Raw genomic sequence first — 13,664 nt, forward strand, 5'->3', positions numbered from 1 at the left:
ACCCCCATGAACGCAAACACCCAATCCGAAATCCAGAAGCTCGTGTCCGCCGAAGAGTGGCAGCTGCGCGTCGACCTTGCCGCCTGCTACCGCCTGGTGGCGCTCTACGGCTGGAGCGACCTGGTGTTCACGCACATCAGCGCGCGCATTCCGGGGCCCGAGCACCACTTCCTCATCAATCCCTACGGCCTGATGTTCGACGAAATCACCGCGTCGAGCCTGGTCAAGGTCGACCAGCAGTGCAACAAGATCATCGAGTCGCCCTACCCCGTCAATCCGGCCGGCTTCGTGATCCACAGCGCGGTGCATGCCGCGCGCGAAGACATTCAGTGCGTGCTGCACACCCACACCAAGGCCGGCATCGCCGTGAGCGCGCAGAAAAACGGCGTGCTGCCCATCAGCCAGCAATCGACCTTCGTGCTGGCCTCTCTCGCCTATCACGACTACGAAGGCGTGGCCTTCCGCGACGACGAAAAGCCGCGCCTGCAGGCCGACATGGGCAATGCCAATTTCCTGATGCTGCGCAACCACGGCCTGCTGACTTGCGGCAAGACCATTGCAGACGCGTTCCTTTCGATGTACACCTTCGAGAACACTTGCCAGATCCAGATTGCAGCGCAGTCGGGCGGCGGCGAACTCACGCAGGTGAACCCGAAGATCGTCGAAGGCGTGGGCCAGGCGATGAAGGTGCAGACGGGCGGCCTGGGCGGGCAGTTCGTCTGGCCTTCGCTCATTCGCAAGCTCGACCGCATCGACGACAGCTACAAGCAATAAGACGCGCCGATTACGGTTTGCACGGCTGCCAGCGCCTGCGCGACAGGTGCCGGCAGCCATTTTTTTAGAAGAAGCAAGAAGAGGAGACAACAAGCATGGATGCTACGCTCATCGTGACCCGGTTTCTGTTCGGCGCACTGGCGCTGGTGATGTTCGGGCTCGGGCTTTCGCTCTCGCTGGAAGACTTTCGACGGCTTTTCAAGCACCCCAAGGCGGTGACCATTGCGCTCGTGCTGCAGGTCATCGGCCTGCCGCTGGCCTGCTACGCCATCATCGTCGGCTTCGGTCTGTCGCCGGTGTTCGCCATCGGGCTCATGCTGCTCGCGGCTTCGCCGGGCGGCATTTCGGCCAACCTGTTCTCGCACCTGTTCGGCGGCAACGTGGCCATGAACATCTCGCTCACGGCCGTGAACACGCTGCTGTCGATCGTCACGCTGCCGCTTATCGCCAACTGGGCCATCAACCATTTCGCGCAGAGCGGCCAGGTGGTGCCGCTGCAAACGCGCAAGCTGGTGGAGGTGATCGCCATCGTGCTGGTGCCGGTGGCCATCGGCATGTTCGTGGCATCGCGCAAGCCCGGCTTCGCGGCGCGCATGGAAAAGCCGACCAAGATCTTCAGTGCCGTAGTGCTTGCGGTGGTCACGGTGCTGGCCATTGCCAACGAATGGAAGACCATCACGGCCACCTTCGCCGAAATCGGCCTGCCGGTGCTGCTGTTCAACCTGCTGAGCCTGCTGGCGGGCTACTACCTGAGCCGGGCCGCGGGCCTGGACAAGGCGCTTGCCACCGCCATCAGCTACGAGATCGGCATCCACAACTCCACCCTGGCCATCTTCATCGCGGTGAGCGTGCTGGGCAGCTTTCAGCTCGCGCTGCCGGCCGCGATCTATTCGGTGGTGATGTACATCACCGCCCCGCTGTTCGGCTGGTTGCTGCTGCGCAAGCGGCAACCGGAGGCCGTGCCTGCGCGATGATGCGGGCATGGAACTGAGGCAACTGCGTTACTTCGTCAAGGTCTGCGAACTCCGCAGCATGGGCCGCGCGGCCATCGAGCTGGGCGTGGTCACATCGGCGCTGAGCCAGCAGATCAGCCGGCTCGAGGGCGAGCTTTCGACGCGGCTGCTGCAGCGTAGCTCGACCGGCGTGGTGCCCACCGATGCCGGCCTGGCCTTCTTGCACCAGGCGCAGCTCACGCTGCGGCATGCCGACGACGCGGTGCGCGCGGCGCAGCAGGCGCGCCTCTCGGGCCATGTGAGCGTGGGCCTCGCGCCCACCACCGCTACGGTGCTCGGCGTGCCGCTGATGCGCGCCATGCAGGAGCGCTACCCCGAGGTGCGGCTGCACATGGTCGAGGCGCTCTCGGGCCACCTCACCACCATGCTGCATGCGCGCCAGCTCGACCTGGCCGTGCTGTTCCAGACCGACACGCCGCGGCGCTGGAGCGTGCTGCCGCTGCTGGCCGAAAAGCTGTTCGTGATCGCATCGCCGACGCTGGACGGGCGCCCCACGGGCACCAAGGTGCGCCTGTCGCAACTGGCCGATGTGCCACTCATCCTGCCCAGCGGCAGCCACGGCTTGCGCGCCACGCTGATGGCGGCGTTTGCGCGCGCCCGCATTTCGCCGCGCATCGTCGCCGAGGTGGATGGCTTGGCGCTGTTGATGGACGCGGTGCGCGCAGGCCACGGCGCGACCATCCAACCCGGCGCCGCCACGGCCCGGCACGACCGCGACGACCTGCAGCTCACGCAGATCAGCGATGCGCACGTGGGCCGCCGCAACCTGCTCGTCAGCCTCTCTGACGACGAGCTTTCGCCCGCCGCACTCGCCGCCCGCGTGGTGCTTGCGGACACCGCCCGCGCCCTGGTGCGCGAAGGCCGCTGGACCGGCGCCAGTCTTCTCGAAAACTGAACACCCGTTGCCTCTTTCGGCCTTTCGCGTGAAGGCCCAGCTCCCTAAAGTCTCCTGCATTGCAAGGAGACCCACGAGTGATAGATGTTCTGGTCGTCGGCGGCGGCAATGCCGCGCTGTGCGCCGCGCTGATGGCGCGCGAGGCCGGCGCTTCGGTGCTGCTGCTCGAAGCCTCGCCCAAGGAGTGGCGCGGCGGCAACTCGCAGCACACCCGCAACCTGCGCTGCATGCACGACGCGCCGCAGGACGTGCTGATCGACGCCTACCCTGAAGAGGAGTACTGGCAAGACCTGCTGAAGGTGACCGGCGGCCTCACCGACGAGCACTTGGCGCGCCTGGTGATTCGCGCCTCTTCCAACTGCCGCGACTGGATGCGCAGCCACGGCGTGCACTTTCAGCCGCCGCTTTCGGGTGCGTTGCACGTGGCGCGCACCAATGCCTTCTTCATGGGCGGCGGCAAGGCGCTGGTGAACGCCTATTTCCGCAGCGCCGAAAAGCTGGGCGTGCAGATCCGCTACGACACGCCCGTGGCCTCGGTGGAGCTCGACGGCGACCGCTTCGTGGCCGTGCACACCGAAGCCGGGGAACGCATCGAAGCCAGGAGCTGCGTGCTGGCCGCCGGGGGCTTCGAGTCGAACCGCGAATGGCTGCGCGAAGCCTGGGGCCAGAACGAGCGCGGCGAGTGGCCGGCCGACAACTTCCTGATCCGCGGCACGCGCTTCAACCAGGGCGTGCTGCTCAAGCACATGATCGAAGCCGGTGCCGACAGCATCGGCGATCCGTCGCAGGGACACATGGTGGCCATCGACGCGCGCGCGCCGCTGTACGACGGCGGCATCTGCACGCGCATCGACTGCGTGTCGCTCGGCGTGGTAGTCAACCGCGAGGCGCAGCGCTTCTACGACGAGGGCGACGACTTCTGGCCCAAGCGCTATGCGATCTGGGGCCGGCTGGTGGCGCAGCAGCCGGGGCAGATCGCATGGTCGATCATCGACCAGAAGGCGGTCGGGCGCTTCATGCCGCCGGTGTTCACCGGCACGCAGGCAAACACGCTCGGTGAACTCGCGCAGAAGATCGGCCTGGACGAAACCGCGTTCGTTCGCACCGTGCAGGACTACAACGCCGCCTGCCGCATCGGCCGCTTCGACCACACGGCGCTGGACGACTGCCACACCGAAGGCCTCTCGCCCGCCAAGACGCACTGGGCGCGCCCGCTGGACACGGCACCCTTCTACGCCTACCCCGTGCGGCCCGGCATCACCTTCACCTATCTCGGCCTGAAGGTGGACGAGACGGCCGCAGTGCGCTTCGGCGGCCGGCCCAGCCCCAACCTCTTCGTGGCCGGAGAAATGATGGCTGGCAACGTGCTGGGCAAGGGCTACACGGCCGGCGTGGGCATGAGCATCGGCACGGCCTTCGGGCGCATCGCCGGCACGCAGGCTGCGCGCGCGGCAAAGAACCCTTCGAAGAATTCCCCGGAGGCCGCCCTTGCAGCAGCTCACTGACCTCGTCGCGCGCGCCCGTGCGGATGCAGACGGCATCGGCAGCGCCTCGCCGCGGGTGATTCCGATTCGCCTCGCCCTGCCCCTGACTGCGAGCGAGGGCGAGGTGGCGCGCATCCTGCAGATCTGCAATGCCTGCCGCTATTGCGAAGGCTTCTGCGCCGTGTTTCCCGCGATGACGCGGCGGCTCGAGTTCGGCAAGGCCGACACGCACTACCTTGCCAACCTGTGCCACAACTGCGGCTCCTGCCTGCATGCATGCCAATATGCGCCGCCGCACGAGTTTGCGGTGAACGTGCCGCAAGCCATGGCGCAGGTGCGCATGCAGACGTACCACGACTATGCGTGGCCGCCCGCGATGGGCGCGCTCTACAAGAAGGCCGGCTTGACCGTGGCGCTCGCACTGGCCGCCGGCCTCGCGCTGTTCCTTGTGTCGGCCGTGGCAATGACGGGATCGCTGCTGCATGAGCCGCTCGCGGGCAATTTCTACGCGATCTTTCCGCACAACTTTCTGGCGCTGGTGTTCGGCGCGGTGTTCGGCCTGGTGGTGTTCGCGCTGGGCATGGGCACGCGCCGGTTCTGGCGCGAGGTGTCGCCGGCACAGGAAAGCGCGCCCGCCGAAGTGGCCGGCGTGCGCGCCGCGGCAAGCGCCGAGGCGGCGCACGACGTGCTGCGACTCAAGTACCTGGACGGCGGCCACGGCCAGGGCTGCAACAACGAGGACGACCGCTTCACGCTCTGGCGGCGGCGCTTTCACCACTTCACCTTCTACGGCTTCATGCTGTGCTTTGCCTCCACCTGCGTCGCAACGCTGTACCACTACCTGCTCGGGCTGCAAGCGCCCTATGCGCTCACCAGCCTGCCGGTGCTGCTGGGCACTGCCGGCGGCATCGGCCTGGTGATCGGCCCGGTCGGGCTGCTGTGGATGAACCTGCGGCGCAATGCCGCGCACGGCGACATTGCGCAGCGGCCGATGGACCGCGGCTTCATCGCGCTGCTGCTGCTCACCAGCCTGACGGGCCTTGCGCTGCTCGCCTGGCGCGACACCGCCTTCATGGCGCTGCTGCTCGCGGTGCACCTGGGCGTGGTGATGGCGCTTTTCCTGACGCTGCCCTACGGCAAATTCGCGCACGGCATCTTCCGCTCGGCGGCGCTGCTGAAGTTCGCGATTGAAAAACGCCTGCCCAGCCGCTTGCAGCTGGGCGGCGACTGAGCTCCTTCTGTATCGAAGCCTCCGAAAGGAAAACATCACGATGAACACACCCGGCGTACTCCACATTCCTTCCATGAAGGGCCGTTGCTCCGAAGCCGAGTGGCAGGCCCGCGTCGACCTTGCGGCCTGCTACCGGCTGGTCGACCTGTACGGCATGTCGGACATGATGGCCAACCACATCTCGTCGCACGTGCCGGGCGAGAAAGGCGCCTTTCTCATCAACCCCTACGGGATGATGTACGAGGAGATCACCGCATCGAGCCTCATCAAGGTCGACCAGGACGGCAACATCCTCTCGAAGCCAGACTTCGGCGAGCTGGACTACGGCATCAACAAGGCCGGCTACGTGATCCACAGCGCCGTGCATGCCGCGCGGCCCGACGTGGCCTGCGTGATCCACACGCACAGCTGGGCGTCGATGGCGGTGTCCTCGCTCGAATGCGGCCTGCTGCCGCTCACGCAGACCGCCATGCGCTTCCTGAAGGTCGGCTATCACAACTACCAGGGCGTCGTGCTCAACACCGAGGAGCAGGCGTCGCTGCTGGCCGACCTGGGCCAGGGCGAAGCAGTGATCTTCCGCAACCACGGCGCGCTGGTGGTAGGCCGCAGCGTGGGCGAGGCCTTCAACTGGATGCACCGGCTCGAGCTGGCCTGCCGCGCGCAGATCGGTGCCATGTCGTGCAACACGCCTTTGATGAAGGTGCCGCAGCACATCCTGGAAGAAACCTGGAACAACTACCAGCCCGGGACGCGCCGCCCCTACGGGCTCATGGAATGGCCCGCGCTGCTGCGCAAGCTGGACCGCATGGACCCGGGCTTTCGCGACTGACGGCCCCCGCGCATCAAACCATCCCATCAGAGGAACTAGAAAATGACACGAGACAAGCTTTCATCATCCGTTGATTCAATCGCCCTGCGGTGCCGCAGTCTCGCGGGCATTGCGGCACTGGCCCTGTTCACCAGCGGCCTGGTCACGGCGCACCGTGCCGAAGCGCAGGCGGCGTACCCCTCTAAGCCGGTTCGCGTGGTCGTGGCCTTCACCGCCGGCGGCACCACCGACATCCTGGCGCGTGCGGTCACGCAGCAGATGTCCGAGAAGCTCGGCCAGCCCTTCGTCATCGACAACAAGCCCGGCGGTGGAGGCAACATCGGCACCGAATTCGTGGTGCGCGCACCGGCGGACGGCTACACGCTCATCGTCAATTCGGTCGGCCCCATGGCCGTGAACCAGACGCTCTACAAGAACCTGCCCTACGACCCGCTCACGGACCTGGTGCCGGTGGTGCAGATTGCCGACGTGCCCAACGTGCTGGTGGTGAACCCCGCGGTGCCCGCCAAGACGATGGAAGAATTCATCGCCTACGCCAAGGCCAACCCCAATAAGCTGAACTACGGCTCCACGGGCGTGGGCACCTCGTCGCACCTGTCGAGCTTCATGCTCAGCAAGCGCATCGGCGCCGAGACGCTGCACATACCCTACAAGGGCGCCAACGCACTGAACGACCTGATCGCAGGCCGGGTCCAGTTCATGTTCGCGACCATTCCCTCGGTCATCTCCCACATCAAGGGCGGCAAGCTTCGCGCCATTGCAGTCAGCAGCCTGCAGCGCTCGCGCTCGCTGCCCGATGTGCCCACGGTGGCCGAGAAAGGCTTTCCGGATTTTTCTGCGGGCTCGTGGTTCGGATTCTTCGCGCCCAAGGGAACGCCCGAGCCCGTGATTGCGCTGCTCAACAAGGCCGTGAACGACACGCTGCCATCGCTGAGCGCACAGATGGTGCGCGAAGGCGCCGACCCGGTTGGGGGTACACCCGCGCAGTTTGGGCAGTTCACGCGGCGCGAGTACGAGAAGTGGAAGCTCATCGTGCGCGAATCGGGCGCCACGGCCGAGTGACCCGGCCTCGCACGTGAAGACACCGATGCAGCCGCTGCGCATTCTCATCTCGCCCGAAGCTGCGCGCCATGCCGGGAATGGCCTGCAGGCGGCACTCGGCGGCAAGCCGTATGTGCTGGCAAGCATTGGCGACGATGCCGATGTGGCCTTCGTCTCGCGCGACGTCACCGGCCTTTCGACCAAGCACGCGGTGCTGCCGCAAACCCAGCGCTTTCACGATGCGCTGCGCAGCGCGCCTTCGTTGAAATGGGTGCATGCCCATTCGTCGGGCGCTGACCGACCGGTGTATGGCGACCTCATTGCGCGCGGCGTAGCCGTGACGACATCGTCCGGCGCCAACGCAGGCGTGGTGGTGCAGACCGCGCTGGCTGGCGTGCTGATGCTGGCACGCTGCTTTCCGCAGCTACTGGCGGCGCAGCGCAACCGGAGCTGGGCGCCGCTCGTGGGCAGCGGGCTGCCGCGCGACCTTGCGGGGCAGACCGCGGTCATCGTCGGCTGGGGCCCCATTGGCCGAGGCCTGGCCTCGCTGCTTGCGGCACTGGGCCTGCACGTGGTCGCCGTTCGAAGCACCGACGGCGCGGCCGAGCCGCCCGCATCCGAAACGGTGAGCTACGAGCGCATCGGCGAGGTACTGCCGCGGGCCGACTGGCTCGTGCTGTGCTGCCCGTTGACCGAGCGCACGCGCGGGCTCATCGATGCGGCCGCGCTCGCGCGCTTGCCCGCCGGCGCGCGCCTGGTGAACGTAGCGCGCGGCGAAGTGGCGGAAGAACCCCCGCTCATCGACGCATTGCGGCGCGGTGCACTGGCCGGCGCCTACCTCGACGTGTTCGCCCACGAGCCGCTGCCGGCCGAATCGCCCCTGTGGGACATGCCCAATGTGATCGTCACGCCACACACCGCGGGCCACTCCGACGGCAACGAGATGCGCGTGGCCGCCATCTTCCTGGACAACCTGCGCCGCTGGACCGAGGGACAGCCGCTGTTAAACCGGGTGTAACAGCTCCAAAAGACCGACCATGCCGTGCGGTCAGGCTTTGGCGTGAGAATGGCGGGCCATGCACGTTCGAACCCCCGCCATGGCGGCCCTGCTGGGCCTGGCCTGTTTTCTTTCCTCCCCCGCCTCCCATGCCGCCCCGGCCACCACCGAGGGCCTGCAAGGCGTGGACGCTCGTATCGATTCGCTCGTCGCCCGCATGACGGTCGAGGAAAAAGTGGGCCAGCTCAGCCTCTACGGCCCCGCCGACACCAACATTCCCGGCAACCCACAAGCTGGCCAGCGCAATGCGCAGCAAGAGATCGACGACGTGCGCGCCGGTCGGCTCACGGGCCTTTTCAACAACCAGGGACTGGAGCGCAAGCGCGTACTGCAAGAGGTGGCCGTGCGCGAATCGCGCCTGGGCATTCCGCTGCTCTACGGCGCCGACGTGATCCACGGCTTTCGCACCATCTTCCCCATGCCGCTGGCAGAGGCCGCCAGCTGGGAGCCCGAACTGGCCGAGCGCACCGCCCGCGCGGCGGCGGTGGAAGCCAGTGCCGACGGCTTCCGCTGGACCTTTGCGCCCATGGTGGACATTGCCCGCGATGCACGCTGGGGCCGCGGCATCGAGGGCGCGGGCGAAGACGTGTACCTGGCCAACCTGTTTGCGGCGGCGCGCGTGCGCGGCTTCCAGGGCAGCGACCTCTCGCGCGGCGATGCATTGCTGGCCACGCCCAAGCACTTTGCGGCCTATGGCGCCGCCGAGGGCGGGCTCGACTACGCAGCCACCGACATTTCCGAACGCACGCTGCGCCAGGTGTACCTGCCGCCATTCCGCGCCGCGCTGGACGCGGGTGCGCTCTCGGTAATGAGTGCCTTCAATGAAATCTCGGGCATTCCATCGATTGCCAACCCCGCGCTGCTGACGGGCGTGCTGCGCGACGAGTGGAAGTTCAAGGGCTTCGTGGTTTCAGACTACACCGCCGACGAGGAGCTGATTGCCCACGGCTACGCTGCCAACGGGCGTGAAGCCGCCAAGCAGTCGTTCCTGGCCGGCACCGATGTCAGCATGCAGAGCGGCCTCTACATGCGCTACCTGCCCGAGCTCGTGGCCTCGGGCGAAGTGCCGATGGCGCGACTGGACGATGCGGTGCGCCGCGTGCTGTGGGTCAAGCAGAAGCTCGGCCTGTTCGACCAGCCCTTTCGGGGACTCGACGGCCCACCGGCGCAAACCCGCCCCGAAAACCCCGCGCACATTGCGCTGGCGCGTGAGGACGCGCGCCGTTCCATCGTGATGCTGAAGAACGAACGCGCAGTGCTGCCGCTGCCCAAGTCAGGCAAGAAGATCGCGCTGATCGGCCCCTTCGCCTCCGGCACGCAAGACCTGCTTGGCGCCTGGAGCCTGTTCCCGGGGCAATCGGCCCCCGTGGGCATCGAAGACGGCCTGCGTGCCGCGCTGCGCGACCCCGCGGCATTGACGGTGGTGCGCGGCTCGGGCATCGACTCGCCGCTGGCAGGCGGCATCGAGGCCGCGGTGGCGGCGGCACGCAATGCCGACGTGGTGGTGCTCGCCGTCGGCGAAGGCCAGCTCATGTCAGGCGAGGCCCGCTCGCGCACCGACATCGGCCTTCCCCAGGCGCAGCAAGAGCTGGCCGAAGCGGTGGCCGCGACCGGCAAGCCCGTGGTCGTGCTGCTGAGCAACGGCCGTGCGATGGCGTTGCGGGGCGCGGTGCGCAATGCCGACGCGATCTTGGTCACCTGGTTTCTGGGCGTGCAAACCGGGGCCGCCATTGCCGACGTGGTGTTCGGCGACTTCAATCCGTCGGGCCGACTGCCGGTGAGCTTTCCGCAAACCTCGGGCCAGGTGCCCTTCTATTACGGCCAGAAGCGCACCGGCCGCCCGTTGCCCGACAACGACCAGGCCATGGCTTTCAAGACCCGGTACGTGGACACCACGAACCAGGCGCTCTATCCCTTCGGGTACGGCATCGGCTATGCACCGGTGCGCTACGACGGCGTTGAACTCAGCCGCGACAGGTTGCCGCTTGGCAGCACCCTGCGTGTGCGAGCGACCGTGACCAACACCGGCCAGCGCGAGGCCGAGGAAGTGGTGCAGCTGTACACCGCCGAGCGCGCCGCAAGCGTGACGCGGCCCGTGCGCGAGCTCAAGAACTTTCGCAAGGTGCGCATCGAGCCCGGCGCATCGAAGGTGGTCGAGTTCACGCTCGGTGCGGAAGACCTGCAGTTCATCGGCCGCGACATGAAGCCGACCGTCGAACCCGGTGAGTTCGATCTGTGGGTCGCGCCTTCGGCGACCGGCGGCATACGAAAGAGCTTTGCGCTGACGCGGGAGTGATGGACGCCGCGCAGCCCAGCTTCTACAGCAACGGAAAACGGGCCCCGTCGAGGGCCCGTTCTTCATCGCACTGATCAGCGAGAGATCGGCTTACAGGCCAGCTTGGCGCGTGAACGACACGCTGGGCTTCTTGTAGGCTTGCGGCACTTCGTCTCGGTAGAAGGCGCGGCGGTCGAGGCTGGCCAGCGGGTCGTGTGCCTTGGCAACGGCTTCAGCCTGGATCACCGAGCGGTCGGCGGTCGAGGTGAAGGGTTGTGCGCCGGCGCTGGCGCCTTCGCTGTATTGGTTGCCGGCGCGAGCGGCGGCAACGGCTTGCGGCGCAACTTCGGAGCGCGAAACGCCCGAGTTCACGGTCAGCACGCCTTCATAGGTTTCTGCTTGGGCACCGGCAGCAGCCAGGAGCGAGAGAGCAGCGGCAGCGAGGATCTTCGAGGCATTCATTTCAATCTCCTAATGGGTTGGTTGGTGAGATGAAGTTTGATCCCGAACACCCATTAAAAAACGCCGCAAAACGAATCACGGCGTTCACGAGATTGAAACAATCCGGCAGATGCCAAGGCGTCACTGCCTCACCATCCGCTTCGCAGTCTTAGCGCAGGATTAGTGCGAAATCATCCACGGCCGCTTCGACGGCGCCGACTTCGCACCGCTTGGCGCCGTTACCGTCGCGCTGCGCCGCGACGACCCTGAGCAGCATCCACAGCCTGCCGGATGCTTGAAGCGCGCGTAGTCGCGCGAGCTGCCGGGCTCATGCCTTGCACGCTCGTTGGTCTCCATTGCGCGGCGGGTACCCGATGCCATCAGCGCAAGCCGCGGTGCGGCCGAGAGCACGCGCGGCGACGCGCACCCGCAATCGGGGCACCCGGCAGGCTCGTCGCGCTGGCCCGAGGGCCGCAGCGCCTCGAAGCCGCCGCATTGGCGGCAGGCGTAGTCGTAGGTAGGCATGGGCGCGTCAGACCAGGTCGTGCGAGAGCGGCATGTCGATGCTGCCGTCGATCATCTTCACCGGGCCCGCGGCATTCGGATTGATGTCGAAGTCGAAGATCTGCGTGGGCAGCCAGAGCGTGGCGCAAGAGTTGGGCACATCGACCACGCCGCTGATGTGGCCCTGCACGGGTGCCGTGCCAAGGATCGAATACGCCTGTGCGCCCGAGTAGCCGAATTTCTTCAGGTACTCGATCGCGTTGAGGCACGCCTGGCGGTAAGCCACGTTCACGTCCAGGTAGTACTGCTTGCCGGCCTCGTCGACGGAGATGCCTTCGAAGATGAGGTAGTCGTTGTACTGCGGCGTGATCACGCTCGGCTTGAAGATCGGGTTCTTGATGCCGTACTTGGCCATGCCGCCCTTGATGAGCGTGACCTTCATATGCACCCACCCGGCCATTTCGATGGCGCCGCAGAAGGTGATCTCGCCGTCGCCTTGGCTGAAGTGCAGGTCGCCCACGCTGAGGCCAGCGCCATCGACATACACAGGGAAGAAAACCTTGGAGCCGCGCGAAAGGTCCTTGATGTCGCAGTTGCCGCCGTGCTCGCGCGGCGGCACGGTGCGCGCACCTTCGGCCGCGGCCTTGGCGCGGGCCTCGCCGGTCATTTTGCCCATGTGGGCAGTGCCTGCGAACGGCGGGTTGGCAAGGCCGGGCACGCGGTCAGGGTCGGTGGCAATGTGCTTGCCTTCGCGCTCGTTCCACATGTCGAGCATGGGCTTGTCGGGCAGGCAGCCAATCAGGCCGGGATGGATGAGGCCGGCAAAGTTGACGCCCGGCACGTGCCGCGAACTGGTGAACATGCCCTTGAAGTCCCAGATGGATTTCTGCGCTTCGGGAAAATGGTCGGTCAAGAAGCCGCCGCCGTTCTTCTTTGAGAAGAAGCCGTTGAAGCCCCAGAGGCTGTCCTGCTTGGCACCGATGTCGAGCAGGTCGACCACCAGCAGGTCGCCGGGCTCGGCGCCCTTCACGCCCACAGGGCCCGAGAGGTAGTGCACGGTGCTCAGGTCGATGTCGCGCACGTCGTCGGCACTGTCGTTGTTCTTGATGAAGCCACCGGTCCAGTCGAAGGTCTCGAGAATGAAGTCGTCGCCCGGGTTGACCCAGCAGGCCATCGGAATGTCCGGATGCCAGCGGTTGTGGATCATCTCGTTCTCGGTGGGCGGCTTGGTCAGGTCGACCTTGATCAGCGTGTCCGTCATTTGCAGTGGCTCCTGGTTGGGTTGTGGTTAACGAAGAAGGTCATACGGAGAGGTAGGCCTTGATGTGATCGACATCGGTCTTGTCGCGCGCGGTCTCGTGCACAAGCCGGCCGCCCTCGATCACGAAGAGCCGGTCGGCCACATCCATCGCAAAGCTCAGCACCTGCTCGGACACGACGATGGTGATGCCGCGCAGCTTGCGGATCTCGTTGAGGGCCTTGGCGATGTCCTTGATGATCGAAGGCTGGATACCCTCTGTGGGCTCGTCGAGCAGCAAGACTTTGGGGTCGGTAACGAGGGCGCGCGCAATGGCAAGCTGCTGTTGCTGGCCGCCGGAGAGGTTTCCGCCCTTGCGGCGCTTCATGTCCCAGAGCACGGGGAACAGCGCGTAAATTTCTTCGGGAATGCGTCTGGTCTTCGAGTTCTCGAGGCCGGTCTGGATGTTCTCTTCGACGGTCAATGTCGGAAAGATCATGCGGCCCTGCGGCACGTAGGCAATGCCCTTGGCCACGCGCTTGAAGCTCTCGTCGCGCGACACGTCCTGCCCCGCCACTTCGATGCGGCCACTCTTCAGCGGCAGCACGCCCATGAGGCTCTTGAACAGCGTGGTCTTGCCCATGCCGTTGCGGCCCATGATGGCTATTGTTTCGTTGGCATGGCCTTCGAAGGAGATGCCGTGCAGGGCTTCGCTCTGGCCGTAGGCTACGTGCAGGTCATCGACCTTCAGCATGATGTTGCTCATGTCACTTCCTGGGGTGTTTGTTGTTGGCGCTGTTGTTGTTGGCGCTGTTGTTCAGGGCTTGTGCAAAGGCCACCGGGTACTCCCCTCCGCGAATGTCCCCCGGGGCTGCGCCCCTCC

13 protein-coding genes are annotated in these 13,664 nt (G+C 66.2%); 9 read left to right on the forward strand and 4 right to left on the reverse strand.

The features are described from left to right. Positions 1-6 precede the first annotated feature (6 nt). The 9 genes from V9L20_RS24310 to V9L20_RS24350 all read left to right on the forward strand — a co-directional run bounded on the left by V9L20_RS24310 (position 7) and on the right by V9L20_RS24350 (position 10,620). Positions 7-774 (forward strand): class II aldolase/adducin family protein, encoded by a 768-nt coding sequence (locus V9L20_RS24310; RefSeq protein WP_337298548.1) that lies wholly within the window; start codon positions 7-9, stop codon positions 772-774. A 95-nt stretch (positions 775-869) separates the two neighbouring features. Then, positions 870-1,748 (forward strand): bile acid:sodium symporter family protein, encoded by an 879-nt coding sequence (locus V9L20_RS24315; protein ID WP_337298549.1) that lies wholly within the window; start codon positions 870-872, stop codon positions 1,746-1,748. A 7-nt stretch (positions 1,749-1,755) separates the two neighbouring features. Next, a complete protein-coding gene (locus tag V9L20_RS24320) occupies positions 1,756-2,682 on the forward strand; it encodes a LysR family transcriptional regulator (protein ID WP_337298550.1) in 927 nt (308 codons plus the stop codon). 77 nt (positions 2,683-2,759) lie between these two features. Next, entirely contained in the window at positions 2,760-4,187 is a 1,428-nt protein-coding gene (gene tcuA / locus V9L20_RS24325) for an FAD-dependent tricarballylate dehydrogenase TcuA (protein ID WP_337298551.1), read from the forward strand. Next, positions 4,171-5,397, forward strand: coding sequence for a tricarballylate utilization 4Fe-4S protein TcuB (tcuB, locus tag V9L20_RS24330; RefSeq protein ID WP_337298552.1), 1,227 nt, complete (start codon positions 4,171-4,173; stop codon positions 5,395-5,397). Before tcuA ends, tcuB begins: the two co-directional genes overlap by 17 nt. A gap of 40 nt (positions 5,398-5,437) precedes the next feature. Then, entirely contained in the window at positions 5,438-6,226 is a 789-nt protein-coding gene (locus V9L20_RS24335) for a class II aldolase/adducin family protein (protein ID WP_337298553.1), read from the forward strand. A gap of 42 nt (positions 6,227-6,268) precedes the next feature. Continuing rightward, positions 6,269-7,288 carry a Bug family tripartite tricarboxylate transporter substrate binding protein gene (locus V9L20_RS24340; RefSeq protein ID WP_337298554.1) on the forward strand — a complete coding sequence of 340 codons (1,020 nt, stop codon included), beginning with the start codon at positions 6,269-6,271 and terminating at the stop codon, positions 7,286-7,288. 25 nt (positions 7,289-7,313) lie between these two features. Beyond that, on the forward strand, positions 7,314-8,285 hold the full coding sequence (locus V9L20_RS24345; protein ID WP_443098627.1) for a D-2-hydroxyacid dehydrogenase: 972 nt from the start codon (positions 7,314-7,316) through the stop codon (positions 8,283-8,285). Positions 8,286-8,343: 58 nt separating this feature from the next. Continuing rightward, positions 8,344-10,620, forward strand: a complete 2,277-nt coding sequence (locus V9L20_RS24350) for a glycoside hydrolase family 3 N-terminal domain-containing protein (RefSeq protein WP_337298556.1) — start codon at positions 8,344-8,346, stop codon at positions 10,618-10,620. Between the two features lie 90 nt (positions 10,621-10,710). Here V9L20_RS24350 and V9L20_RS24355 read toward each other — a convergent pair whose 3' ends face one another. From V9L20_RS24355 to urtE, 4 genes are all read right to left on the reverse strand, one after another. Beyond that, positions 10,711-11,061: an alpha/beta hydrolase gene (locus V9L20_RS24355; RefSeq protein ID WP_337298557.1), complete on the reverse strand. Its 351-nt coding sequence runs from the start codon at positions 11,059-11,061 to the stop codon at positions 10,711-10,713. A 159-nt stretch (positions 11,062-11,220) separates the two neighbouring features. After that, positions 11,221-11,565, reverse strand: coding sequence for an FmdB family zinc ribbon protein (locus V9L20_RS24360; RefSeq protein ID WP_337298558.1), 345 nt, complete (start codon positions 11,563-11,565; stop codon positions 11,221-11,223). A 7-nt stretch (positions 11,566-11,572) separates the two neighbouring features. Next, positions 11,573-12,805, reverse strand: coding sequence for a formamidase (gene fmdA / locus V9L20_RS24365; protein ID WP_337298559.1), 1,233 nt, complete (start codon positions 12,803-12,805; stop codon positions 11,573-11,575). A 40-nt stretch (positions 12,806-12,845) separates the two neighbouring features. After that, a complete protein-coding gene (gene urtE, locus V9L20_RS24370) occupies positions 12,846-13,535 on the reverse strand; it encodes an urea ABC transporter ATP-binding subunit UrtE (protein WP_337298560.1) in 690 nt (229 codons plus the stop codon). Positions 13,536-13,664 lie beyond the last annotated feature (129 nt).

It is taken from the genome of Variovorax sp. CCNWLW225 (assembly GCF_037204045.1).
Lineage (GTDB): Bacteria > Pseudomonadota > Gammaproteobacteria > Burkholderiales > Burkholderiaceae_C > Variovorax.

Bases quoted from the DNA above. Each gene is read 5' to 3' on its own strand.
- V9L20_RS24345 (WP_443098627.1), top strand. From the start codon at position 7,314: ATGCAGCCGCTGCGCATTCTCATCTCGCCCGAAGCTGCGCGCCATGCC.
- V9L20_RS24310 (WP_337298548.1), top strand. From the start codon at position 7: ATGAACGCAAACACCCAATCCGAAATCCAGAAGCTCGTGTCCGCCGAA.
- fmdA (WP_337298559.1), bottom strand. From the start codon at position 12,805: ATGACGGACACGCTGATCAAGGTCGACCTGACCAAGCCGCCCACCGAG.
- V9L20_RS24340 (WP_337298554.1), top strand. From the start codon at position 6,269: ATGACACGAGACAAGCTTTCATCATCCGTTGATTCAATCGCCCTGCGG.
- V9L20_RS24350 (WP_337298556.1), top strand. From the start codon at position 8,344: ATGCACGTTCGAACCCCCGCCATGGCGGCCCTGCTGGGCCTGGCCTGT.
- V9L20_RS24315 (WP_337298549.1), top strand. From the start codon at position 870: ATGGATGCTACGCTCATCGTGACCCGGTTTCTGTTCGGCGCACTGGCG.
- urtE (WP_337298560.1), bottom strand. From the start codon at position 13,535: ATGCTGAAGGTCGATGACCTGCACGTAGCCTACGGCCAGAGCGAAGCC.
- V9L20_RS24335 (WP_337298553.1), top strand. From the start codon at position 5,438: ATGAACACACCCGGCGTACTCCACATTCCTTCCATGAAGGGCCGTTGC.
- V9L20_RS24355 (WP_337298557.1), bottom strand. From the start codon at position 11,061: ATGAATGCCTCGAAGATCCTCGCTGCCGCTGCTCTCTCGCTCCTGGCT.
- V9L20_RS24360 (WP_337298558.1), bottom strand. From the start codon at position 11,565: ATGCCTACCTACGACTACGCCTGCCGCCAATGCGGCGGCTTCGAGGCG.
- V9L20_RS24320 (WP_337298550.1), top strand. From the start codon at position 1,756: ATGGAACTGAGGCAACTGCGTTACTTCGTCAAGGTCTGCGAACTCCGC.